The sequence below is a fragment of the Haliea sp. genome (assembly GCF_040222615.1).
GTDB lineage: Bacteria > Pseudomonadota > Gammaproteobacteria > Pseudomonadales > Halieaceae > Haliea.
Window position 1 is genome coordinate 1 of sequence record NZ_JAVKCQ010000056.1, and the last position, 24,871, is coordinate 24,871.

19 protein-coding genes are annotated in these 24,871 nt (G+C 64.6%); 16 read left to right on the top strand and 3 right to left on the bottom strand.

Annotated elements, in window-relative coordinates; genetic code table 11:
- Positions 1 to 269 precede the first annotated feature (269 nt).
- Positions 270 to 1,547, top strand: a complete 1,278-nt coding sequence (locus RJQ10_RS04850) for an aspartate aminotransferase type Ic (RefSeq protein ID WP_350144187.1) — start codon at positions 270 to 272, stop codon at positions 1,545 to 1,547.
- 13 nt (positions 1,548 to 1,560) lie between these two features.
- Here the strand turns inward: RJQ10_RS04850 and RJQ10_RS04855 are convergent, their stop codons facing one another.
- Positions 1,561 to 1,905, bottom strand: a complete 345-nt coding sequence (locus RJQ10_RS04855; RefSeq protein WP_350144189.1) for a DUF1820 family protein — start codon at positions 1,903 to 1,905, stop codon at positions 1,561 to 1,563.
- A 199-nt stretch (positions 1,906 to 2,104) separates the two neighbouring features.
- Between RJQ10_RS04855 and miaB the strand changes: the two genes are divergently transcribed.
- The 15 genes from miaB (at position 2,105) to RJQ10_RS04930 (ending at position 22,695) form a co-directional block, all read left to right on the top strand.
- Entirely contained in the window at positions 2,105 to 3,469 is a 1,365-nt protein-coding gene (miaB, locus tag RJQ10_RS04860) for a tRNA (N6-isopentenyl adenosine(37)-C2)-methylthiotransferase MiaB (RefSeq protein WP_350144191.1), read from the top strand.
- A 138-nt stretch (positions 3,470 to 3,607) separates the two neighbouring features.
- Positions 3,608 to 4,549: a PhoH family protein gene (locus tag RJQ10_RS04865; protein ID WP_502880213.1), complete on the top strand. Its 942-nt coding sequence runs from the start codon at positions 3,608 to 3,610 to the stop codon at positions 4,547 to 4,549.
- Positions 4,546 to 5,028, top strand: coding sequence for an rRNA maturation RNase YbeY (gene ybeY, locus RJQ10_RS04870; RefSeq protein WP_350144195.1), 483 nt, complete (start codon positions 4,546 to 4,548; stop codon positions 5,026 to 5,028). The genes RJQ10_RS04865 and ybeY overlap by 4 nt, the downstream gene beginning before the upstream one ends.
- Complete coding sequence (locus RJQ10_RS04875; RefSeq protein ID WP_350144197.1) at positions 5,025 to 5,870, top strand: CorC family transporter; 846 nt, start codon at positions 5,025 to 5,027, stop codon at positions 5,868 to 5,870. Before ybeY ends, RJQ10_RS04875 begins: the two co-directional genes overlap by 4 nt.
- A 3-nt stretch (positions 5,871 to 5,873) precedes the next feature.
- Positions 5,874 to 7,403 carry an apolipoprotein N-acyltransferase gene (gene lnt / locus RJQ10_RS04880; RefSeq protein WP_350144199.1) on the top strand — a complete coding sequence of 510 codons (1,530 nt, stop codon included), beginning with the start codon at positions 5,874 to 5,876 and terminating at the stop codon, positions 7,401 to 7,403.
- Positions 7,404 to 7,474: 71 nt separating this feature from the next.
- Positions 7,475 to 10,072 carry a leucine--tRNA ligase gene (leuS, locus tag RJQ10_RS04885; protein WP_350144201.1) on the top strand — a complete coding sequence of 866 codons (2,598 nt, stop codon included), beginning with the start codon at positions 7,475 to 7,477 and terminating at the stop codon, positions 10,070 to 10,072.
- A 17-nt stretch (positions 10,073 to 10,089) separates the two neighbouring features.
- Positions 10,090 to 10,602, top strand: coding sequence for an LPS-assembly lipoprotein LptE (locus RJQ10_RS04890; RefSeq protein ID WP_350144203.1), 513 nt, complete (start codon positions 10,090 to 10,092; stop codon positions 10,600 to 10,602).
- Entirely contained in the window at positions 10,602 to 11,606 is a 1,005-nt protein-coding gene (holA, locus tag RJQ10_RS04895) for a DNA polymerase III subunit delta (RefSeq protein ID WP_350144205.1), read from the top strand. The genes RJQ10_RS04890 and holA overlap by 1 nt, the downstream gene beginning before the upstream one ends.
- Positions 11,607 to 11,621: 15 nt before the next feature.
- A complete protein-coding gene (locus RJQ10_RS04900) occupies positions 11,622 to 14,351 on the top strand; it encodes a bifunctional diguanylate cyclase/phosphodiesterase (protein ID WP_350144207.1) in 2,730 nt (909 codons plus the stop codon).
- A gap of 64 nt (positions 14,352 to 14,415) precedes the next feature.
- Entirely contained in the window at positions 14,416 to 17,133 is a 2,718-nt protein-coding gene (locus RJQ10_RS04905) for a hypothetical protein (protein WP_350144209.1), read from the top strand.
- Between the two features lie 82 nt (positions 17,134 to 17,215).
- Positions 17,216 to 19,366 carry an acetyl-CoA hydrolase/transferase C-terminal domain-containing protein gene (locus tag RJQ10_RS04910; protein WP_350144211.1) on the top strand — a complete coding sequence of 717 codons (2,151 nt, stop codon included), beginning with the start codon at positions 17,216 to 17,218 and terminating at the stop codon, positions 19,364 to 19,366.
- Between the two features lie 47 nt (positions 19,367 to 19,413).
- Positions 19,414 to 20,976: a cation:proton antiporter domain-containing protein gene (locus RJQ10_RS04915; protein WP_350144213.1), complete on the top strand. Its 1,563-nt coding sequence runs from the start codon at positions 19,414 to 19,416 to the stop codon at positions 20,974 to 20,976.
- A 191-nt stretch (positions 20,977 to 21,167) separates the two neighbouring features.
- Complete coding sequence (imuA, locus tag RJQ10_RS04920; protein WP_350144215.1) at positions 21,168 to 21,896, top strand: translesion DNA synthesis-associated protein ImuA; 729 nt, start codon at positions 21,168 to 21,170, stop codon at positions 21,894 to 21,896.
- 108 nt (positions 21,897 to 22,004) lie between these two features.
- Positions 22,005 to 22,442 carry an OsmC family protein gene (locus RJQ10_RS04925; RefSeq protein ID WP_350144217.1) on the top strand — a complete coding sequence of 146 codons (438 nt, stop codon included), beginning with the start codon at positions 22,005 to 22,007 and terminating at the stop codon, positions 22,440 to 22,442.
- Between the two features lie 46 nt (positions 22,443 to 22,488).
- Positions 22,489 to 22,695 (top strand): DUF2788 domain-containing protein, encoded by a 207-nt coding sequence (locus tag RJQ10_RS04930; RefSeq protein WP_304703963.1) that lies wholly within the window; start codon positions 22,489 to 22,491, stop codon positions 22,693 to 22,695.
- Between the two features lie 31 nt (positions 22,696 to 22,726).
- On the opposite strand, the gene RJQ10_RS04935 is transcribed toward RJQ10_RS04930, so the two are convergent.
- The gene (locus tag RJQ10_RS04935; RefSeq protein WP_350144220.1) at positions 22,727 to 24,595 is read right to left on the bottom strand and encodes a DUF885 domain-containing protein; all 1,869 of its coding nucleotides are present in this window, start codon (positions 24,593 to 24,595) and stop codon (positions 22,727 to 22,729) included.
- Positions 24,586 to 24,871 (bottom strand): hypothetical protein (locus RJQ10_RS04940; RefSeq protein ID WP_350144222.1); only part of this gene is annotated, 286 nt, incomplete at its 5' end. The genes RJQ10_RS04935 and RJQ10_RS04940, both read right to left, overlap by 10 nt.

Sequence of the window (24,871 nt, forward strand, 5' to 3'; positions counted from 1 at the left end):
CTTCGGGTCCAGCAGATATGGGCCCGGCTCACGGTATTTCAATCGAACGGGTCCAGCGGGTAGCAACACGTACCTGGCCGGCCGCACCTCGCCGGCCGCACCTGGCCGGCCGCACCTCGCCGGCCGCACCTGGCCGGCCGCACCTCGCCGGCCACACCTGGCCGGCCGCACCTCGCCGGCCGCACCGTTTCAACCGGCGCGGTGCTGCGGGTATACTGGACACCTTCCGCGGGGACCGGCTCCCTGCACGACCAACTCAGGAGTTCAAGGTGCATATAGACCAGGCAACCGAAGCCGAGCTGCGCGAACAGCTCGCGACGCTCTACGATCAATACGACCAGCTGGTCGCCAGGGGGCTTAGCCTGGACCTGACCCGCGGCAAGCCGGGCGCGGCGCAGCTGTCCCTGTCCGATGCCCTGGATGGCATCCTGGATGGCAACTATCGCGCCGCCGACGGCACAGACTGCCGCAACTATGGCGGCCTGGACGGGCTGCCCGAGGCCAGGGCCCTGTTTGGCAGCGTTCTCGGTACGACCCTGGAGGAAACCCTGGTCGGCGGCAGCAGCAGCCTGACCCTGATGTACCAGGTAATGGACTTCGCCCTGCGGGAAGGGCTGCGTGGCGCGGAATCGGCCTGGTCCAACGCCGGGCAGGTCAAGTTCCTGTGCCCCGTCCCCGGCTACGACCGCCACTTCTCCATCTGCGAGTACCTGGGCATCGAGATGCTGCCGGTGCGCCTGCTGGAGACCGGCCCGGACATGGACCAGGTCGAGAGCCTGGTCGCCGCTGACCCCGACATCAAGGGAATCTGGTGCGTGCCGCGCTTCTCCAACCCCTGCGGCTGTGTCTACAGCGACAACACCGTGGAGCGCATTGCGCGACTGCCCAAGCTCGCCTCCGGCCAGTTCATCGTCATGTGGGACAACGCCTACGCCGTGCACCAGCTGTATGCCGATGCGGAACCGCTGGCCTGCATCAGCGATTATGCCCGCCAGTTCGACACCATGGACGGCATTTTCCAGTTCGGCTCGACCTCCAAGGTCACCTTCGCCGGCGCCGGGGTCGCGTTCGTCGGCAGCAGCGAACGCAATCTCTCCACCTTCAAGGCCCACCTGGCGTTCCAGACCATCGGCCCGGACAAGGTCAACCAGCTCCGCCACGTGCGCTTCCTGCAGGACGCGGACACTCTCGCAGCCCATATGGAACAGCATGCCGCGCTGCTGCGGCCGCGTTTCGAGGCTGTGCTGGAGACCCTGGAACGGGAGCTGGGTGACACGGGCATGGGGGCCTGGACCCGGCCCCGGGGTGGCTATTTCGTCAGTTTTGATGCCCTGCCGGGGCTGGCCTCGGAAATCGTGGAACTGGCCGGTGCGGTGGGGGTCAAGCTGACCCCGGCGGGAGCGACCTTCCCCTACGGCAGGGACCCGGAAGATCGCAATATCCGCCTGTCACCGAGCTTCCCGTCGCTGGAGGACGTGCAGGCCAGTGTCGAGGTGTTCGCCCTGTGTGTGAAGATCGCCTCGGTGAAGCAGAAGCTGGGACGCTAGACCGCGGGGCAGCTCAGTCTTCCTGATTGTGCTGCGGCTGCATGCCGGACAGGGGGAAGGTAGTCACATTGCTGCGGGTACCTGGCGCCGTGTCGGAGATCTTGCCGGTGCCTTCCTTGTCCACCTCGTCAATGCGGATGATGGCCTGCAGCGGAATGTAACTGCGCTTGACGCCGTTGAACTCCAGCTTCAGCTTCTCCTCACTGGGGTCCACCAGGATCTGTGAGCGCTCGCCAAAGATGAACTCCTCGATCTCGATAAAGCCCCACATGTCGCTCTGGTAGATCTGGCGCGCAAACACCTCGAACACCTGGTTGGCATTGTGGAAAATCACCTTGTAGACGGGTTGGCTGGCCATGAAGTCCTCGTGGGGCGCTCCGGCTGGCGGCCCCGATGGAAGTGCGCCGGATTTTAGGGGCGACAATGGTATCACTCTGGGGCCAGAATTCCAGCACTTGTGGGCCCTGCGGCTAGGTTTCAGGCTGCCAACTCTGTATAATCCTCGACCCTTTTCCGCGACACGGCAATACGGTACCCCCGGGTACCAACGAGGCACAGTGAGCAAGAAGCTGTACATCAAGACCCATGGCTGCCAGATGAACGAGTATGACTCCGCGCGGATGCGCGATCTGCTCGGGGAAAGCCATGGCCTGGTCCCCACCGACAATCCGGAGGAGGCCGACGTATTGCTGCTAAATACCTGTTCCATAAGGGAAAAGGCCCAGGAAAAGGTATTTCACCAGCTCGGTCGCTGGAAGCACCTGAAGCAGAAGAACCCCAACCTCGTGATCGGCGTGGGCGGCTGTGTGGCGAGCCAGGAAGGGGCCGAGATCGGCAGGCGCGCACCCTATGTCGACCTGGTTTTCGGCCCCCAGACGCTGCACCGGCTGCCGGAGATGATGGCCGAGCGCAAGGCCCGCACGGGCCCGGGCGGCACCCTGGTCGTCGACATCAGCTTCCCCGAAATCGAGAAATTCGACCGCCTGCCGGAGCCGAAGGTCGACGGCCCCACCGCCTTTGTGTCCATCATGGAGGGCTGCAGCAAGTACTGCACCTTCTGCGTGGTGCCCTATACCCGGGGCGAGGAAGTCTCGCGGCCGGTGGATGACGTGATCGCCGAGATCGCCCACCTGGCGGCGGGTGGCGTGCGCGAGGTCAACCTGCTGGGGCAAAACGTCAACGCCTATCGCGGCGCGAACCACCTCGGCGAGATCGTGGATTTCGCCGAGCTGCTGCACTTTGTCGCCCGCATTCCCGGCATCGACCGCATCCGCTATACCACCTCCCACCCGGTGGAGTTCAGCGACGCCCTGATCGACGCCTATGCCGACATCCCGCAGCTGGTCAATCATCTGCATTTGCCGGTGCAGAGCGGCTCGGACCGCATCCTGATGGCGATGAAGCGCGGCCACACGGCGCTGGAGTACAAGTCGAAGATCCGCCGCCTGCGCCGGGTCCGCCCGGACATCAGCCTGTCGTCGGATTTCATTATCGGCTTCCCGGGGGAAACCGAGGCAGACTTTGCCGCCACCATGAAGCTGATCGAGGAGATCGGCTTCGACACTTCCTTCAGCTTCATCTACAGTGCCCGCCCGGGTACGCCCGCCGCCGAGTTGCCGGACAGCACCGACGAAGACACCAAGAAGCAGCGCCTGCAGATCCTGCAGGCGCGCATCCTGCAGCAGGCCCAGGCCATCAGCCGCCGCATGGTGGGCACGGTGCAGACCGTCCTGGTCACCGGCGTCTCGAAAAAAGATCCGGGACAACTGCAGGGGCGTACCGAGAACAATCGTGTGGTGAACTTCAGCTGCAGCGACCACGGCCTGATCGGCGACTTCGTCGACCTGGATATCCTGGCGGCCCTGCCCAACTCCCTGCGTGGCCAGCTGGCCGAGGTGCCCCTGCGGCGCGCGGTTGACTAGCCCGCCAAGCGGTATATCCTTTTAACCTCAACCACTTGCCCTTTGCGGCCAAAGAGCGACTTGAACAGCGAATCCCCGACCCCGGCGTCGACACAAGCAAACCTTACCCTGGAGCCGAATGATGCCCGCCACCTGGCGATGCTCTGTGGCCAGTTCGATGGCCACCTGCGGCAGATCGAGAACCGCCTGGGCATCAGCATTGCCGCCCGCGGCAACCAGTTCCAGCTGACCGGCCCCGACGCCGGTGTTGCGGCGGGGCGCAAGCTGCTCGGGCACCTCTACAGCGAGGTCTGCCAGGGTGTCGGGCTGAGCCCTGAATCCCTGCACCTGCAGCTGCAACAGTCCGGCATGGAAAGCCTGGTAGCGGAGTCCGCAGGCGGCCAGGTCGAGGCGATCCAGGTCATTCGCACCAAGCGGGCCTCGGTCAAGCCGCGGGGCAAGAACCAGCAGGGCTATGTGCGCACCATCAAACAGTACGACATCAATTTCGGTATCGGGCCGGCCGGTACCGGCAAGACCTTCCTCGCCGTGGCCTGTGCCGTGGAGGCCCTGCTGGAAGAACGGGTGCGCCGCATCCTGCTGGTGCGGCCCGCGGTGGAGGCCGGCGAGAAGCTGGGTTTCCTGCCCGGCGATCTCAGCCAGAAAATCGACCCCTACCTGCGGCCACTGTACGACGCCCTGTACGAGATGCTCGGCTTCGAGACCGTGAACAAGTTCATCGAGCGCAATGTGATTGAGGTCGCACCGCTGGCGTTCATGCGCGGGCGCACACTGAACAACGCCTTTATCATCCTCGATGAAGCGCAGAACACCACCCGGGAGCAGATGAAGATGTTCCTGACCCGGATCGGGTTCGGCTCCACCGCGGTCATCACCGGCGACGCCACCCAGATCGACCTCCCCCGGGGTATCCAGTCCGGCCTGACTCACGCCAGCAACATCCTGGCGGATGTCGAGGGAATTGGCTTTACCTGGTTTGGCAACAAGGATGTCGTGCGCCACCCGATGGTGCAGCGTATCGTCGAGGCCTATGACGCCTTCGAGGAAAGGGCGACCCCGCTCGACAAGAGCAAGCCATGAGCGTCCATGTCGATATCCAGACTGCCTGCAGTGAACCTGTTCCCGAAGAGGACGACTTACGACGCTGGACCCGCGCTGCCCTCGCCGGGCGCATGCCCGGGGACACCGCAGAACTGTGTCTGCGCCTGGTGGATGAGGCGGAAATGACCGCGCTCAACCGCGACTACCGCGGCAAGGACGGCCCCACCAATGTACTCTCTTTTCCCGCCGGGCTGCCCCCGGAGCTGGCGCTGCCGCTGCTGGGCGACATTGTCATCTGCGCCGCGGTGGTGGCTCGCGAGGCCGCCGAGCAGGGCAAGCCGCGCGCCGCTCACTGGGCCCACATGACAGTGCACGGCTGCCTGCACCTGCTGGGCCACGACCACGTTGCCGAGGCCGACGCGATTGCCATGGAAACCCTGGAAACCACCATTCTGGCGCAGCTGGGGTACCCCTGCCCCTACCCGGATCATGCCCATGAGGAGCACGTCACCCAATGAGCGAAGACCGATTTGGCACCGAGCCGGGAGACCGCTCCTGGCTGGAGAAAATCGCCTTGCTGTTCTCTTCCGAACCCCACAACAGGAAAGATCTCGAGGGGGTGCTGGCGATTGCCGCCGAGAACGAGGTTATCGACCAGGATGCGCGCAGCATCATGGAAGGAGCCATGAAGGTCAGTGACATGCAGGCCCGGGACATCATGATCCCCCGGGCGCAGATGGTGGTGATCAAGGCGGAATCCACCCTGGAGGAGATCCTGCCGCAGATCATTCGCTCGGCGCACTCGCGCTACCCGGTGGTGGGCGAGAGTCCGGACGACATCCAGGGCATCCTGCTGGCCAAGGACCTGCTGCCGGAGCTGCTGAACAAGGACCACAGCGAATTCAGGATGCAGTCCCTGCTGCGCCCCACGGTAGTGGTGCCGGAGAGCAAGCGCCTGAACGTGCTGCTGCGGGAATTCCGGGAAAACCGCAACCATATGGCCATCGTTATTGATGAATACGGCGGGGTGGCCGGCCTCGTCACCATCGAGGACGTGCTGGAGGAAATCGTCGGCGATATCGAGGACGAAACCGATGTCGACGAGGACAATTTTATCCGCAAGATCAGCGACGATGACTTTTTCATCAAGGCGCTGACTCCCATAGAGGACTTCAACGAGTACTTCCGCACCAGCTTCAGTGACGAGGAATTCGACACCATCGGCGGCCTGGTGATCCAGGCCTTCGGCCACATGCCGGCCCGCAATGAAGTCACCCGGATCGAAAACTTCGAGTTCAAGGTTATCAACGCCGACCAGCGCAAGATCCACAGCCTGCGCATGCGGCCGCTGGAAGCCTAGACCATGCCCCACACCGGCCTGCGCCCGCTGTGGGTGCTGCTGCTGACGCCGCTTGCAGGGACGCTGGTTACTCTGTCCCTGGCTCCATTCGGCCTCTGGCCCGCGGGCATCGCCAGCTGCGCCCTCTACTGTTACCTGCTCAGCACCTGCTCACCGCGCCAGGCCCTGTGGCGCGGCTGGCTGTTCGGGCTCGGCCTGTTCGGCAGCGGCGTGTCCTGGGTCTACGTCAGCATTCATGTCTATGGCTACGCCAGCGTAACGCTTGCTGCCATTCTGACCGCACTGTTCTGCGCCGGTCTGGCCCTGCTGCACAGCCTGTTTGCCTGGACCTATGTGCGCCATGTGCGGCCGCTGCCCGGCGGCATGCTGCTCGGATTTGCCGCCCTCTGGGTGCTGTTCGAATGGCTGCGCAGCTGGCTGCTGACCGGCTTTCCCTGGCTCTATCTGGGCTACGCCCATATCGATACCTGGCTGGCGGGCTGGGCGCCGATCGTCGGAGTCTACGGGCTCTCGTTTATCTGCGCCGTGAGCGGCACCTGCCTGTTTCTGGCCTGGCGCAGCCCGCGTCCGGGCGCCCTGCTCACCTATGCCGTCCTGCTCGGCGGTTTCTGGGGCGGGGGCGGCATGCTCAGGCATATGGAGTGGGTGGCACCCGGGTCCGAGCAGCCCCTCAGCGTCGCCCTGTACCAGCCCAACATTCCCCAGGAACTCAAGTGGCAGCGCGAGCAGTACCCAGGCATCCTGCGCCAGTTCGATGCCGCACTGCCGGCGCAATATGGTCACGATATCGTCCTCTGGCCGGAGTCCGCCCTGCCCCGGTTCTACCAGCAGACCCGCGACTACCTGGACCCGGTAGCGGAACTGCTGCGGCGCGATGACGCCACCCTGATCACCGGTATTCCCTGGCGCGAAGCCGGCAGTGCGGAATACTACAACAGCATTATCGCCCTCGGTGCCGGCGGCGGCCTGTACCACAAGCAGCGCCTGGTGCCCTTCGGCGAATATGTGCCGCTGGAGTCCTGGCTGCGCGGCCTGATCGACTTTTTCGACCTGCCCATGTCCAGCTTCAGTGCCGGGCCGCCGGGCCAGGCCCTGCTGCAGGCAAACGGCTACCGGATCGCGCCGTTCATTTGCTACGAAGTGGTGTATCCGGATCTCGTTGCGCGCGGAGCGCGGGCCGCTGACCTGCTGGTCACCATCAGCAATGACAGCTGGTTCGGCGCCTCCATTGGCCCCCTCCAGCACCTGCAAATGGCGCAGATGCGGGCGCTGGAGAGCGGCCGCTACCTGCTGCGGGGCACCAACAACGGCATCTCGGCCATCATCGACCACCGCGGGCAGATCCTGGCGCAGACGCCCCAGTTCGAGGAAGCGGTGCTCACTGGTGAGGCCGAGGTGATGCTGGGCAGCACCCCCGCCGCCACACTCGGCACCGGCCCCATCATCAGCGCCTGCGCCCTGCTGCTGCTGACGCTGCTGGTGATTTACCACACCTTCTGGCGCCGCGGGCAATCCGCTCTCGACGGGGCCTGACCCCCAACCCTGATTGCTGGTAGAATCCCCCGTTCTTTTTTGCTTCCCCACTGGACGAGATTCCGCAGCCGATGGACCAGCACTACCAGCCCCAGATCCTTGAACAGGCCGCCCAGGCACACTGGCAAGACAACAACAGCTTCGCGGTCGAGAAGGATGAGAGCCGGGAGAAGTTCTACTGCCTGGCCATGTTCCCCTACCCCAGCGGCAAGCTGCACATGGGGCATGTGCGCAACTACACCATCACCGACGTGATCTCGCGCTACCAGCGCATGCTGGGCAAGAACGTGCTGCATCCCATGGGCTGGGACGCCTTCGGCCTGCCGGCGGAAAATGCTGCAGTACAGAACCGCAGCGCGCCCGCGAAGTGGACCTACCAGAACATCGATTACATGAAGGGCCAGCTGCAGAGCCTGGGCTTCGGTTTTGACTGGTCCCGGGAACTCGCCACCTGCCAGCCCTCCTACTACCGCTGGGAGCAGTGGTTCTTCACCCGCCTGTACGAGAAGGGGCTGGTGTACAAAAAAATGGCCACGGTGAACTGGGATCCGGTGGACCAGACGGTGCTGGCCAACGAGCAGGTGATCGACGGCCGTGGCTGGCGCTCCGGCGCCCTTGTGGAACGCCGCGAAATCCCCCAGTGGTTTATCCGTATCACCGCCTACGCCGAGGAACTGCTGGCGGACCTGGACCAGTTGCCACACTGGCCGGAGCAGGTACGCACCATGCAGCGCAACTGGATCGGCAAGAGCCGCGGCGTTGACCTGCGCTTTGACCTCGCCACCCCGGTCGCGGGCATAGACCACCTCGAGGTCTACACTACTCGCCCCGACACGCTGCTGGGCGTGACCTACATGTGCCTGGCGGCGGAACACCCGATCACCCGGGCGCTGGCGGTGGACAAGCCGGAGCTGCAGGCCTTCATCGAGGCCTGCAAGATCCAGTCCTCCGCGGAAGCGGACCTGGCCACCATGGAAAAGAAGGGTATCGATACCGGACTCAAGGCACTGAACCCGCTCACTGGCGAGGAGGTACCGGTCTGGATCGCCAACTATGTCCTGATGGACTACGGTTCCGGCGCCATCATGGCCGTGCCCGCCCACGACCAGCGGGACTGGGAGTTCGCGCGCAAGTACGGGCTCACCATCCGGCAAGTGATTGCACCCGCTGACGCCGGCCCCGGGGACCTCGAACAGGGCGCAGTGACGGCCAAAGGTCCTCTGGTCAATTCCGGCGAGTTCGACGGTATGGATTCCGACGCCGCCTTCAGCGCCATCGCCGCACGACTGCAGGCCGAGGGTCGCGGCGAGCTGACTACCCAGTACCGGCTGCGGGACTGGGGCGTATCCCGCCAGCGCTACTGGGGTGCGCCAATTCCGATGTTCAACCTGGCCGACGGTGGCGAGATCCCGGTACCCGCGCACAAGCTGCCGATCCTGTTGCCGGAAGACGTGCAGATGGACGGCGTCACCTCGCCCATCAAGGCCGATCCGGAATGGCGCCGGGACGAGCTGGACGGACAGCCGGTGGAGCGCGAGACCGACACCTTTGACACCTTCATGGAATCAAGCTGGTACTACGCGCGCTACACCTGCCCCGACTTCGAAGGGGGCATGCTGGATCCGGAGCGCGCCAACTACTGGCTGCCCGTGGACCAGTACGTGGGCGGCATCGAACACGCCATCCTGCACCTGCTGTATGCCCGCTTTTTCCACAAGCTGATGCGCGATGAGGGCCTGGTGAACAGCAACGAGCCTTTCGAGCGCCTGCTCTGCCAGGGGATGGTGCTGGCCGAATCCTTCTACCGGGAGGGTCCCGGCGGCGGCAAGACCTGGATCGCCCCCACCGAGGTCGACGTGGAGCGCGATGAGCGCGGCCGGGTGCTGCGAGCGGTGGAGCGCAGTACTGGTGAAGAGGTGATTGCCGGCGGCGTCACCAAGATGTCCAAGTCGAAGAACAACGGCATCGACCCGCACGCCGCAGTGGCAAGCTACGGCGCCGACACCGTGCGCCTGTTCACCATGTTCGCGGCGCCCCCGGAGCAGACCCTGGAGTGGCACGATGCCGGCGTCGAGGGCGCCAGCCGCTTCCTGCGCAAGCTCTGGAAGGCAGTACACAGCCATCTGGACGCCGGCGAGGCCGGCGGCGCCATCGATCCGGCGGCGCTCAACGAAGCCCAGCGCCAGCTGTGGCGCAAGACCCACGAGACCATTGCCAAGGTCAGCGACGACTACGGGCGCCGCCAGACCTTCAACACCGCCATCGCCGCCCTGATGGAGCTCAGCAACGATATCCTGCGCCTGGACCAAGCCGATACCCAGGGGCGCGCGGTAGTGCGCGAGGCGCTGCGCGCCGTGGTCTTGATGCTGAGCCCCGTTGTGCCGCATATCTGCCATCACCTGTGGCCACTACTGGGGGGCGCGGGAGAGCTGCTCGACACCCCCTGGCCGCTGGTGGATGAAGCCGCCCTGGTTCGCGACAGCATCGACATGGCGGTACAGGTGAACGGCAAGGTCCGGGCCCAGATCGCCGTAGCGGCGGATGCCGACAGGGCAAGCATCGAGGCCGCCGCCATGGACCAGGACAACGTGCAGCGCTTCCTGGTCGATGTCACGGTGCGCAAAGTGATTGTGGTGCCGGGTAAACTGGTTAACATAGTCGCCAACTGATGCCCGGGAGATGCCCCATGTCGCGCACCCTCACTGCCCTGCTGCTGGCGCTGGCCCTGCCCGTCCTGCTCGGCGCCTGCGGCTTCCAGTTGCGCGGCGCCACCAGCTCCACCGGCCTGCCGGAGGACTGGCGACAGCTCCACCTGGAAACCGCGAATCCGAACAGCGAGTTCAGCCGCGACCTGAAAGCCCGGTTTTCCGCCAACGGTATCGAGTGGGTCGAGCGCAGTGAGGCGGCGTACATCCTGCAGCTGGGACCGGAGCGCTTCAGCCAGCGCAATCTCTCTCTCAACAGCCAGGCGCGGGCAGCCGAATTCGAACTGACGATGCAGGCCAATTTCTCGGTGCGCGCGCCGGACGGCAGCATGGCCATGGACACCACTGATGCCATGGTCGTCAAGCAGATGGAGAACGACCCCCGCAATGTCGTCGGCAAGGCGGAGGAAATCCGTATTCTGCAGCGCGAGATGCGCGGCGAGCTGTCGCAGCAGATCCTGCGCCGGATCGGTTTCCACGCCGCCGCCCGGTAATGCAACTCAAACCCGAGCAGCTGCGCCAGCACCTGCAACAACAGTGCCTCCCCGTCTATCTGGTCAGCGGCGACGAACCCCTGCTGGTGCAGGAGTGCGCCGACCTGGTGCGCAACGCCGCCCGCCAGGCAGGTTGCAGCGACCGCGAAATTGTCGATACCGCGGCCCGCGATTTTGCCTGGCAAACCCTGCTGCACAGCGCCGCGGAGATGTCCCTGTTCGGTGACCGCAAGTTGATCGAGCTGCGCCTGCCCGAAGGCAAACCCGGCGCCGAGGGCAGCAAGGCCCTCTGTGAATACATCGAACGTGCCAGTGGCGACGATATCCTGCTGGTGGTGAGCGGCAAAATCGACAAGCAATCCCAGAACAGCAAGTGGTACAAGACCCTGGACCAGGCCGGCGCCGCAATACAGGTCTGGCCGGTCGCTGCCCGGGAGATGCCACGCTGGCTGCGCCAGCGCCTGCAGGGAGCCGGGCTGGATATTGCTGCTGACGCCCTGGAGTTGCTGGCGGAGCGTCTCGAGGGCAACCTGTATGCCGCGGTACAGGAAGTGGAAAAACTGAAACTGCTGGCCAGCAACGGGCAGGTCACCATCGAGACGGTAACCGCTGCAGTGCTCGACAACGCCCGCTACAATCTGTTTGCCATGGTCGATACCGCCCTGGCGGGTGATGCCACCGCCGCCCTGCGCATGGTTCACGGCCTGCGCGGCGAGGGCAACGACCTGGTACCCCTGCTGTGGGCCGTGGCCCGCGAGGTTCGCAGTCTCTACGCCATGCAGCTGGACTGCGAGTCCGGACAGCCCGTGAGCCGGGTGCTGAACAGCCACCGCGTCTGGCAAAGCCGCGCCGCCGCGGTGCAGTCCTGCCTGCAGAGGCACGACAGCGGCTCCCTGGGCGCATTGCTGCAGCAGGCGCTGAACGTGGACGGCAGCCTCAAGGGCTATGCCGAAGGGGACCCCTGGGACCAGCTGGACCAACTGCTGCTGGAGCTGGCCCAGTGAGGGGGAGGTAGCAGCATGAGCCAGTTGCCACCGATCGACAAACAGGGTGCCGCTGGCGCGGGGCGTTCGGATGCATTCCAGTCGCTGGTGCTAGATATCGCCATGACGTTCATCAACCTGCCCCTGGACCGGATTGACGGAGCTGTCCACGCCGCCCTGGGGCAGATGGCGACGTTCTTCCGGGCCGATCGGGCCTACGTCTTTGACTACGACTTTACCGCGGGGACAAGTACCAACACCCATGAATGGTGTGCCGGGGGGATTGCACCCCAGATCCACGCCTTGCAGAAGCTGCCGATGGCAGAGATACCGGACTGGGTGGAGGTCCACCGACGCGGGGAATGCCTCGTTGTCGGCAACGTCAGCGGTCTCCCTGCGGGGCCCCTCAAACGCCTGCTGGCGTCGCAGAACATCCAGAGCCTGCTGACGGCTCCCATCCTCAGTGATGGTGAGGTGACCGGCTTTGTCGGATTTGACGCGGTTCGGCAGTGCCGGGACTACGGAGAGGATCAACGCTACCTGCTGACCCTGTTTGCGAACCTGCTGGCCAATGTCGCGCAGCGCATACGCTCCGCCGACATCCTGCAGCAGAAAACCGCGGAACTCACACTGACCAACCAGCGGTTCCAGAGCATCCTTGACGGCACCCATGCCGCGGTCTACGTCACCGACATGGACAACCATGAGATCCTGTTCCTCAACAGTCACGCCAGGGACCTCGTGGGCGATGTGGTTGGCCAGGTCTGCTGGCGGAACATGCAGGCGGGACAGACGGGGCCCTGTGCGTTCTGCACCAACCCACGCCTGCTGGATGCCGATGGCAAACCCGGTCCCCCGGTTTCCTGGGATTACTTCAATCCGTCACTGCAGCGCTGGTTCCAACTGCACGACCGGGCCATTCCCTGGGATGACGGCCGCATCGTGCGCATGGAAATTGCCTTTGACATCAGCGAACAAAAGGCTGCCGAGGCGGCGCTGCGGGAGAGTGAGCAACGCTACCGCCGGCTGTTCGACCAGTCCCGGGATGCGCTGATCGTGGTTACAGCGCCGGACTGGTCATTCGTGGCCTGCAACAGCGCGGCGCTGGACCTGTTCGGCGTCGCCGACGAGTCCGCATTCACCCAACTGACGCTGGTGGATCTTTCCCCGCCGCTGCAGCCCGATGGCAGCCCATCCCGCGAGCAGGCGCTGGCGCACCTGGGATCCGCGATGGCCGAGGGCTCCGCCCTGTTCGAGTGGCGGCACCAGCGACTGAATGGCCAGCAACTCAGCTGCAGCGTGCTTCTCAACCGTACCGAATGGTTCGGCCAGGCCGCGGTCCAGGGCACTGTCAGGGACATCTCTGAGCAGAAACGGGCGGAGATCGCGCTGCGCGAGCAGTCGGACGCGCTGCACCGGACCAACGCCAGACTTGAGCGCATCGCCCACTTCGACACCATCACCGACCTGCCCAACAGGAATCTGCTCGCGGACCGGATGCAGCAGGCCATGGCACAGGCGCACCGGCACAACTCCTCCATTGCCATAGCCTATCTCGACCTGGACGGTTTCAAGGAGATCAATGACCGCTACGGCCATGATATCGGCGACAGGATGCTGCGGGCGCTGGCGCAGCAGATGGGCAGTGTCCTCCGGGCCGGGGACACTCTTGCCCGCCTCGGAGGGGACGAGTTTGTCGCCGTGCTGGTGGACCAGGATGCCAACCCGCAGTCATGCGATTCAATCATCGAACGGTTGCTGGAGGCCTCTTCAGAGATCGTAGCCATCAACGGACACTCACTGCAGGTTTCAGCGAGTATCGGCGTCACCTTCTTCCCCCAGCACGAGGAGATCGACGCCGACCAGTTGCTGCGCCAGGCCGATCAGGCCATGTACTTGTCCAAGGTCGAGGGCAAGAACCGCTTTCACATTTTCGACACCGCGGTACACCGGGCCCGGGAAGGTCACAGCCGGCGCCTCGAGGAAATCCGCCGCGCGCTGGAGAACGAGGAGTTCGTGCTCTTCTATCAGCCCAAGGTGAACATGCGGACGGGGCAAGTCGTGGGCGCCGAGGCGCTGGTGCGCTGGCAGCATCCGCGACAGGGACTGCTGGCTCCCGATGCGTTCCTGCCATTCATCGAGGCCCACACACTTTCGCTTGCGCTCGGCCAGTGGGTAATTGACACGGCCCTGAACCGGATCACCGCCTGGTGCCGGACCGGGCTGCAGCTCCCGGTCAGCGTCAACGTGTCCGCTTCCCAGCTGCAGCAGGAGAGCTTTGTCCACGACCTGCGGCAACAGCTGCGGGCGCACCCGGATGTTGCGCCCGACCTGCTGGAACTGGAGATCACCGAAACCCGTGCGCTGGAAGACATTGAGCATGCGTCCTCGGTTATGGCGGCCTGTGATGCCATGGGAGTGAAATTCGCTCTGGACGATTTCGGCACCGGCTATTCGTCCATGATGTATCTGAAGCGGCTACCGGCCAGGACCCTGAAAATCGACCGCAGTTTCGTCCGCGACATGCTGGTGGATGCGGACGACATGGCAATTCTCAGAGGGATCCTCGGTCTGGCCTCCGCGTTCCGGCGGGACGTGCTGGCGGAGGGGGTGGAAACCGAGGCCCACGGTGCGAAACTGCTGGAGCTGGGCTGCGAACTGGCCCAGGGCTTCGGCATTGCCAGGCCCATGCCCGCGGCCGAGATACCCGACTGGATTGCCGGTTGGCGCCCGCCTGCGAGCTGGCTGCGCAGCCGGGGCGGATAAGCGCGTGAGAAATCGACCCACTCCGGAGGTGGCAAGCGTGGGATCATCAGCGACGAGAACGGTAATGGCACTGTTGACGGCCATCCTTCTGGCAGCCTGTGGTGGCGGCGGTGGCGGCGGCGATCCTGCGCTGCAGCCCGATGCACCGGCCTCTCCGGTCACACCGACACCAGACCCGGAGCCCGAACCGGAACCGACTCCGGATCCCGATCCGCCGCAGGTCGCCGGGCACGTCCTGTTTGAGAGCGGCCAGGTGCGGCCCATTGCACTATCGCCGGACGGCAAGCGCCTGTTCGTGGTCAACACCCCCGCTCACCGGTTGCAACTGTTCGACATTGCCGACGACGGGCAGCTGTCGCCCGCGGGCAGCGTACCCGTGGGCCTGGAACCGGTGGCGGTGGCGGCTGCCAGCTCCAGTGAGGTCTGGGTGGTCAACCACCTGTCCGACAGTATCAGTATTGTCCGCCTGGATGGTGCCGCGCCCCGCGTGGCCCGCACCCTGCTGATCGGGGACGAACCGCGGGATATTGTCTTCGCCGGGCCCGACAACCGGCGCGCGTTCATCACCGCCGCCTACCGCGGCCAGAATCACCCGGGATTCAGCGCCGTTGATCTCAAGACCCCGGGCCTGGGCCGGTCAGATGTGTGGGTGTTCGATGTCGACGCCCCGGGCAACCGCCCCGGCGGTGAACCGCTGGCAATCATCAACCTGTTTGCCGACAGCGCCCGCGGCCTGGCCCGCAATGCGGACGGCAGCCGGGTGTACGCGGCAGCCTTTCTTTCCGGCAACCGGACGACTACCCTGCTGAACGAGCCGGAAGTGGCCGCTGCCAAGCCGGGGCCGGTAGCGAACCACGAGGGCGTACGGCAGCCGGACACGGGCCTGATCGTGGGCTTCGACGGCGAGCGCTGGGTAGACGAGAGCGGCCGCGACTGGTCGCCCAAGGTGCTCTTCAATCTGCCGGATCTCGACCTTTTCACCCTGGATGCCATGGCGGCTACGCCGCACCTGCTGGGCAGCCAGCAGGGGCTGGGTACGGTGCTGTTCAATGTTGCCAGCAACCCGGTCACCGGTGCCGTCTACGTCAGCAACACCGAGGCCCGCAACCGCATTCGTTTCGAGGGCCCGGGCAACGCGGCCACTTCCGTGCGCGGCCACATCAGCGAGCACCGCATCAGCGTGGTCCAGCACGGCACCGTAACCAGCAATCACCTCAACCCTCACGTCGATTTCTCCCTGCCCGAAGGTGCATCCCTGCCCGCGAGCGAGAAAGCCCTGAGTCTGGCCCAGCCCCAGGAAATGGCGGTCAGCGCGGATGGCACCACGCTGTACCTCGCGGTATTCGGCTCCAACCGCATTGCCGCCATTGGCACCGCGGACCTCGAAGCCGGGCGCTATGATCCCGGAACCACCCGCCACATTCCGGTGCCCGGCGGCGGCCCCGGCGGCCTGGTGCTGAATGACGCCGGCAACACCCTGTATACCTTGTCCCGCTACACCAATACCGTCAGCGCCATTGATAGCGATAGTGGTGAGGTGCTCGTCTCAGAGACCTTGTTCAATCCGGAAGCAGCGAGTATCCAACGTGGCCGGCGCCTGCTCTACGATGCCGAGCTGAGCTCGGCCAACGGCACCGCGTCCTGCGCCAGTTGCCACATTTTCGGCGATGTCGACGGCCTGGCCTGGGATCTCGGCAACCCGGACGGTGACCTGCTGGAGAACCGCAACGAATTTGTGCCGCTGCGCACCCCCACCCAGGGCGTATTCCACCCGCTCAAAGGCCCGATGACCACCCAGACTTTCCGCGGCATGGCAGATAGCGGCCCGATGCACTGGCGGGGTGATCGCGGCGGCCAGGACCGAGCAGTGGTGCGCGGCGAACCGGAGAGCCTGGAGGCTGCGGCATTCAAGGAGTTCAACCCCGCCTTTGTCGAGCTGCTGGGCCGGGAAGAGATGCTTGCGCCTGAGGCGTTGCAGGACTTTACCGATTTCGCCCTGGCCATCACCCCGCCGCCCAATGCCATCCGCAATCTCGACAACAGCCTCACGCCGGATCAGGCCGAGGGGCGCCGCGTGTTCATGGAAGACCCCACCACCGGCGGTGCCCTGGCGTGCAACCACTGCCATGTGCTGGACATCGAGGCCCGGCAGTTCGGTACCGCCGGGTTGATGACCAACGAGGGGCCGGGGATTACCGAAGACTTCAAGGTGCCACAGCTGCGCAACCTGTACCACAAGGTCGGCATGTTCGGCGCCAGTGTCCCGCGACCGGGGCAAGAGCCGGTATTCACCGGCAACCAGGTGCGCGGCTTCGGCCTCCTGCACGACGGCGGCATTGATACCGTGAGCAACTTCCTCTCCAGCAGCGTGTTCGGTTTTGCCAGTGACGCCCAGCGCGAGCAGGTAGTGGACTTCATGTTTGCCTTCGACGGCAATCTCGCCCCCATCGTCGGCCAGCAACTGACCGTTGCCGGCGAGCCGGACCCGGCCACGCGAACGCGGCTGGAACTGCTGCTGCAGCGGGCGCGGGCTGCTCCCGCCGATTGCGAGCTGGTGGTGCACGGCGTACTGGACGGTGAACAGCGGGGCGCACTGCTGCTAGCCGACGGCCGCTTCCGCACCGACCGCAGCGGGGAAGACAATGTCGGCCTGCAGCAGCTGTTGACCGTCGCCAACCAGCCGGGGCAGGAGCTCACATTTACCTGCGTGCCGCCCGGCATGGGCCGGCAAATGGCGCTTGACCGCAATGGCGATGGCGTTCTGGATGGCGACGGGGGTTGACCCCGATATTGCGCCAGATCAAGACAGGCGCGGCTCCGCTATGATTACATAGCCCGCACTACCACAATCGAGAGGCCAGACCATGAACCGGATGTTTGAAACGGCGGAAGCCTGCGCAGACTTCGCCATTGCCTCCCTCGGCAAGCAGATCAAACTCGGCGCCCCGCTGGGGCTGGGCAAGCCGGTACAGTTGATCAACGCCTTCTTCCGGCGCGCGGTCGAGGACCCGGAGATCGACCTCCACATCTACACCGCGCTGTCCCTCGAAGTTCCCAAACCCTCCAGCCACATCGAGGCGGAACTGGCCGGGCCCATTGTCGAACGCCTGTTCGGCGACTACGAGCCGCTGGCCTACATGGAGGCCCTGCGCGCGGGCACCCTGCCGCCGAATATCCAGATCAGTGAACTGTATTTCAAGGCGGGCTCCATGAAAGGGCTGCCCTCCGCCCAGCAGAACTACATTTCCAGCAACTACACCCATATCGCCCGCGACATGGCGGCAGCGGGCGTGAACGTGCTGGTGCAGCTGGTGGCGGCCCGGGAAACCGAAACCGGCCTGTCGCTCAGCCTGTCCTGCAATCCGGACGTGGCGCTGGATGTCATCCGCCAGCGCCGTGGCGGTGACCAGGACGCATTCCTCTGTTTTGCCCAGGTCCACCGGGACTTGCCGTTCATGCGCCACGATGCCGAGGTCCCGGCCGCCCTGTTTGACGGCATCGTGCAGAACCCGGCCTACAACCGCACGCTTTTTGCTGTCCCCAACGCCGCGATACCGGCGACGGACTATGCCACGGCGCTCCACGTCAGCAGCCTGGTGGTGGACGGCGGCACCCTGCAGATCGGCATCGGCGCCCTGGGCGATGCGGTGGCTCACGCCTGCATCCTGCGTCACCGCCACAACGCGGCCTGGCGCGAGCTGGTGGCAAACCTGACCAGGATTGACAGCGACTGCACCGCCGAGCCCTCCGTGTTCAACGAAGGCCTCTACGTCTCTACCGAGATGTTCGTCAACGGCATGATGCACCTGATCGAGGCCGGCGTGGTGAAGCGCCGGGTCTTCGACCAGCTGGCGCTGCAGCAGGGGCTCAACGACGGTGTCATCACTCCCGCAATAGATGACGCCATGCTGCACTACGCCCGCGACTGCGGCCTGATGCCGTGCGTGCTGGACGAACCCGCACTGATGGAGTTGAAGGATTGGGGGCTGCTACCGGCTGCGCTGGTGCTCGTCGACGAGGACCTGGAGCTGGACGGCACACGCCTGCGCAACAACATGGATGACGCCGACACCCGCGCCCTGTTACTGCGGGCCATGGAGGGTAGCGAGCTGCGCCACGGCCGGGTGCTGCACGGCGGCTTCTTCCTGGGACCGAGGGACTTCTACCAGAAGCTGCGCGACCTGGACGCAACCGGGCAGGACAGGATCTGCATGACCAGCGTCCAGCGCACCAACCAGCTGCTGCTGAACTACCCGCTGTATAGCGCCCAGCGGCGCAACGCGCGCTTTATCAACACCGGCATGATGGTCAGCCTGAGCGGGGCCGTGACCTCGGACGCACTGGAGGATGGCACTGTGATCAGCGGCGTGGGCGGGCAGTACAACTTTGTCGCCATGGCCCACGACCTGCCGGGCGCGCGTTCGGTTCTCTGTATCCGCTCTACCCGGGGCAGCGGCAAGCACCTGCAGTCCAATATCGTGCCGCACTACGGCCACACCACCATCCCCCGCCACCTGCGGGACATCATCGTCACCGAGTACGGCATCGCTGACCTGCGCGGGCAGAGTGACGCCGAAGTGATCCGCCGCCTGATCGCGGTTGCCGACAGCCGTTTCCAGCAGGAACTCGCGGACTGGGCCATCGAAAAAGGCAAGCTGCCGGAGGACTACGAAATACCGGCGGCAGCCAGGGACAATACCCCCTACCGCATCGCCAGCGCCCTCAGCAGCCACATCGCGGACGGCCTGCTTCCGGCCTACCCCTTCGGCACCCAGCTGACACCGGAGGAACTGACCCTGAGTGCCAGCCTGCGGCGGATCAAGGCCCTGAGCGAGGAGCCCACCCAGTTCCTCAGGGAAATTGCGCGAGCCCTGTTCCACCGGGGCGACAAAGAGGCCGCCCGGCCCTGGCTGGAACGCATCCACCTCATGCACCCGGACAGCAGCAAGGAATTCATCGTCCAGCAGCTGCTGATGCTGGAGCTGGAGGAGCACGGCCTGCTGAAAGTACGGTAACATCTTCCTGACGCCGCCGGCCGGGCGGCGGCTGAAGGGGTCCGGTAGTGTTCGAAGTCATCTGTATTACATTCGCTTTTTTCTTCGGGCTCGCGGTGCGCCAGATCGGCCTGCCGCCGCTGGTGGGCTTCCTCGCCGCCGGTTTCGCCGTCAACCTGTTTGGCCCGCGTCTCGGACTGCCCTCGGAATCCGACGAAATTCTCGGCCACGTCGCCCATTTGGGCGTGCTCATCCTGCTGTTTACCGTCGGCCTGAAACTGAAGCTGCGGCAGATCGCCCAACCACAGGTACTGGGCAGCGCCCTGCTGCACTTCGGCATCAGTGTGGCGGTGTTTGCGCCCGGGCTGTATTTGCTGGTCGGCCTGGACTGGAACACGGCGCTGCTGCTGGCAATTGCGCTCTCGTTTTCCTCTACCGTGCTGGCGGCGAAATTGCTGGAATCAAAACGCGAACTGGCCGTATTCCACGGCCGTACCGCTATTGGCATCCTGATCGTGCAGGACATCATTGCCCTGGTGGTACTGGCCGTCTGGAGTGGGCAGACGCCCAATATCTGGGCCCTGGCCGTGTTCGCCCTGCCGCTGCTGCGGCCCCTCATGTACTGGTTGCTGGACTTCGCCGGCCACGACGAACTGCTGGTGCTGATGGGTATGCTGCTGGCACTGGTGATAGGTGGCATGGGCTTCCAGGCCATGGGCCTGAGCTCGGAGATCGGCGCCCTGCTGATGGGCGTGCTGCTGTCGAACCACCGCCGGGCCCAGGAACTGTCGGAGTCCCTCTGGGCCCTGCGGGAAATCTTCCTGGTAGGCTTTTTCCTGCAAATTGGCATGTCCGGCCTGCCGGACCTGGAGGCGCTGCTGTTCGCCGTCGCCGTGGGCCTCCTGCTCCCCCTGAAGGGCGTCCTGTTCTTCCTGCTGCTGACCGCCTTCAGCCTGCGCGCCCGCACCTCCTTCCTCGCCGCCATCAGCCTCTCCGCCTACAGCGAATTCGGGCTGATTGTGGCCGCCGTGGTCCTGCAGGACTGGCTGGTGCCGCTGGCGCTGGCGGTTTCGATCTCCTTTGTCATCGCGGCGCCCCTGAACCGCATGGCCCACCCCCTGTTCGCCCGCCTCGAGGACCGCCTGCAGCGTTTCGAGCGCGGCACCATTCACCCGGATGAACAGCCCACCAACCTGGGCAGGGCCGATATCCTGATTTTTGGCATGGGCCGCACGGGCACCGCCGCCTACGACCACCTGCGGGCACTGGGCAAGCTGCCTGCGGGGCTGGATGGCGATAACTACAAGGCCAAGGCGCATCGGGAAGCCGGCCGCAACGTTGTGTTCGCCGACGCCGAGGACAGCAATTTCTGGCGCGGCGTGGATGTGACCACCATCGAAGCGGCGGTACTGGCCATGGACGATATCGAGGCCAAGATCGTTGCCGCCCGCAGCCTGCGCGCCAAGGGCTTCACCGGCCCCATTGTGTCCCACGCCCTGCACGAGGACCACGTGGCACGTATCACCGAGGCCGGAGCCACACATACCTACCTGACCATGTTCCAGGCCGGCATGGGGCTGGCGGACCGGACCCTGAGCGCACTGGACGGCGGCGAACCCCAAGGGTCGTAAGCAGCGGCGGCAGGCGTGGTTGCTGCCGGGCTATACCGCGATCGCAGTCACAACGGTCCCACCTGTCGCCTTGGCAGGCAGGTTCCAGGCAAGCCTGCAACGGCACCCCCCGTGCCGCTTGCATTCCGGCCCCGGGCCAACTACTGTATATCCATACAGCAGAAGGCAGGATTTCCCGGAGGCAAACGAACATGAATGAAGCACTGGAACAGGTTATTCTCCGCCACGACACCTGGCGCGGCCGCAGTCGCTGCTTCAGCGGCCTGCCGCTGCCCGCCAACCACGACTCCCACCGCGGCGGCCTGGGCACCGGCTACCGGGCCCTGGACGCCGCCCTCGCCCAGGGCGGCTGGCCCGAGGCCACCGCCATCGAGGTGCTCAGCGACAGCTGCGGCATGGGGGCCATGGGCCTGTTCCTGCCGACCATGGAACGACTCAGCGCCCAGGGTCGCTGGCAGGCTTTTATCGCCCCACCCTGGACGCCCTACGCCCCCCTGCTGGCGGCCCGCGGCATCGATACGCAACAGGTTCTGCTGGTTCATCCCCGCAGCCGGGAAGACCTGCTGTGGAGTATTGAACAGTCCCTGCGCAGTACCACCTGCAGCGCTGTGTTCAGCTGGCTCGGGGCCGGACAGTACCGCTACAGCGAACTGCGCAAGCTGCAACTGGCGGCGGCCGCCAGCGACACCCTGTGCGTCCTGTTCAGGTCCCGGCAGGCAGCCGCCGAGAGCGCGCCCGCCGGGCTGCGGCTACAGATGCGCGAGTACCGCAAGGTGCATATCCTCAAGCAGCGCGGCGGCCAGCAACAACTGGATGTCGAGCTGGCGGTGGAAGACGAACTGCCCGACCAGCCGCAACTGTGGGAGCTGCCTGTGTGGCCAGCGGCCACCCCCGCTGGCACCGCATTGGGCGTGAGTTGAGGCAAATCAATTGTCATCCACGGGGTAAGGGAACTAGCATGGAAACTCTTGCCGTCCCGGCGGTCCAATAGTCGGGCACGGAAACCTTTAGCACAATGGAGAGCCGCCATGCAGGAACTACCGCACCACTACCACGTCTCCGCGAAAGCGGGGCCTGAGGGCAACATTACCCTGGAAGGCGGTGACCTGCCGGCACTGGAGACAGCACCGCCGAAGGAGTTTGGCGGCCCCGGTGGTCACTGGTCACCCGAAGCACTGCTGGTCGGCGCGGTGACGGACTGTTTTGTCCTCACTTTTCGCGCCATTGCCCGCGCCTCCAAGATGGACTGGAACACCCTGGAATGCAGCACCGAAGGCAAGCTGGAGCGCATCGACCGGGTAACCCGGTTTACCGAGCTGACAATTACCGCCCGCCTGACCGTGCCTGCGGGTACCGATGCAGAAAAAGCGAAACTGCTGTTGGAGAAATCCGAAGCCAACTGCCTGGTCAGCAACTCCCTGAACAGCACCATTCACCTGCACGCCAGCGTTGACCAGACCGGGTGAAGGATCAGCGCAGGATTGCCAGCGAGACAACAGGCGGGTAACGGCAGTGGACCAGTGGCTCAGTGATTACGGTGTGACCCTGGGTGTAGGCGCCCTGATCGCCTTCATGATCTTTATCGTCTGGGATCTCGCCAAGCGCAGCAATGCCGGCAAATTCGGCACCATCATCCTGTACGTTGGCCTGGCGATGGGCATCTTCGGCTTCCTGATCAAGGTGATCATTACCTGGATGCTGGAGAACGCCGGCGTCTGAACGACGCCGGCAGGCGTGGCAGCTTGAGCCCTCAGGCCCTGGCCGCCAGGGTATCGGCAATCATCCGGTCGATATTGTCTTCCAGCGTCGACAACGGCAGCGGGCCGTGCTTCAGCACTTCATCGTGGAAGGCGCGGATATCAAACTGCTCGCCCAGTGCAGTCCGGGCACGCTCCCGCAATTCCATGATCTTCAGCTTGCCAATCAGGTAGGCGGTAGCCTGCCCGGGCATGGCGATATAGCGTTCAATGGCCTTGGTGGCGTCGGTCCGGGAGTTGGGCGTATTCTCGACCAGGTAGTCGATGGCCTGCTCCCGGGACCAGCGCTTGCTGTGCAGGCCGGTGTCCACCACCAGCCGGCAGGCCCGCCACAGCTCCATGGCCAGGCGACCGAAATCGGACCAGTGGTCGGAGTACATGTCCATGTCCTTGGCCAACTCCTCGGTATACAGCGCCCATCCTTCAGTAAAGGCGGTAAAGCTGGCATAGCGCTGGAACTCCGGCAGGCCTTCCAGCTCGATGGAAATCGCCCGCTGCATGTGATGGCCCGGAAGCCCTTCGTGGTAGGCCAGGGCTTCCAGCTGGTAGCTGGGCATCCTGGTCATGTCATACAGGTTGGCGTAGTAGATTCCGGGGCGGGAGCCGTCCGCCGGTGGCGCGTTGTAGAACGCCTTGCCGGCCGAGCGCTCGCGGAAGGCTTCCACCCGCTTCACGATCATCTCCGCCTCCGGCAGCAGGCCAAACTGCTCCGGCAGGCGCAGGCGCATGGCGTCAATGGCCGCGGTGGCGTCGGCGAGATAGGCGGCGCGTCCCTCATCGGTGTTGGGGTAGTAGAACCGGGGATCCGTGCGCATGAACTCGAAGAACCCGGCAAGGTCACCCTCGAACTCCACAGCTTCCATGATCGCGCGCATGGCGGCGTGGATACGCTCCACTTCCTGCAGACCGATGGTGTGAATCTCGTCCGCTGTCAGGTCGGTGGTGGTAAACCAGCGCAGCCGCTCGGCATAGAAGGCGTCGCCGTCCTCGAACTTCCAGACCCCGTCGGCCTCTGTCGCCAGTTCGGCCTGCTCTTCGATAGCCGCAATCAGGCGCTCATAGGCAGGCTCCACGACCTCGACCAGGGCCTGGCGGGCCTCCGCCAGCAGGCGGTCACGGGTTGCAGCGTCAATGTCCAGGGTTGCGACCTTGCCCTGGAAATCCTCCCACAGGGTGGAGTCCCCAGCCGCGGCATCGAAAGGTGCCCCACTGATCACATTGCGCGCCGACTCCAGCATCTGCGGATACTGCCAATCCGCCAGCACCAGGTCCTTCCCGGAACGGATCGCCAGCTGCTCGATGACGCCGTCAAACCAGGGGGCGATGTTGTTCAGGCGGCCGATGTAGGCCTCGGCATCGGCGAGATCGTGCACCCGGTGGATATTGACCAGGTTGCTGGCGGCCTCGGTGTGGGGGCCACGGAACTGCTGGATCACGAACTGGTGGTGGCGGAAGTCATCACTGGCAATTTGCCGCTCCAGATCGAGCCGGTACAGGTCGTAGGACAGCTGGTCTGCCGGTGACAGCGCCGCCCGATCAATCTGCACCAGCTGCTGTAGACGAGCCTCGTTGATTGCGCGGGTCTCCTGTTGGAACTCCTCGGTAACCGGATCCCACTGGTCGTGGTTCAGCTTGATGCCGCGCTTGCTGGCGGTGTAGGGATTCCGCGCCATATCCACGGCATAGTTTTCTTCCAGGAAAGTGTGGAAGGCCGCAGTGACAGCGGTGTCCGTTGCGACAACGCTGTCCGCAGGGACATTGGACACAAGCTGTTCAGCCGGCGCTTCCTCACGGGAGCAGGCGACCAGTACGGCAACCAGAGCCACCGGGAACACAATGCACTTTACTACTTTTAGCAACATTTAAACCTCATTTGCTGTTTTTTACATGCTTTTTGCAGACGTTTATCGCAAAAAATGCCGCCATGATGACGTATTTCCGGGTTGATTTCCAGCCTGCCAACAGGCCCGGCAGCCGACTGGACAAGTGCCAGCCCAACAGCAATACTGTACATATGTACAGTATATTTCATAAACTGGGGAAAGTGCCCGCCATCGTCAGGCCATGGGGTGTGCACCCGTGAGCCTCTGGCTCTGCCTGCGGTTTCCACAGCTCCCCCTGCAGTGCCAGACCCTGAC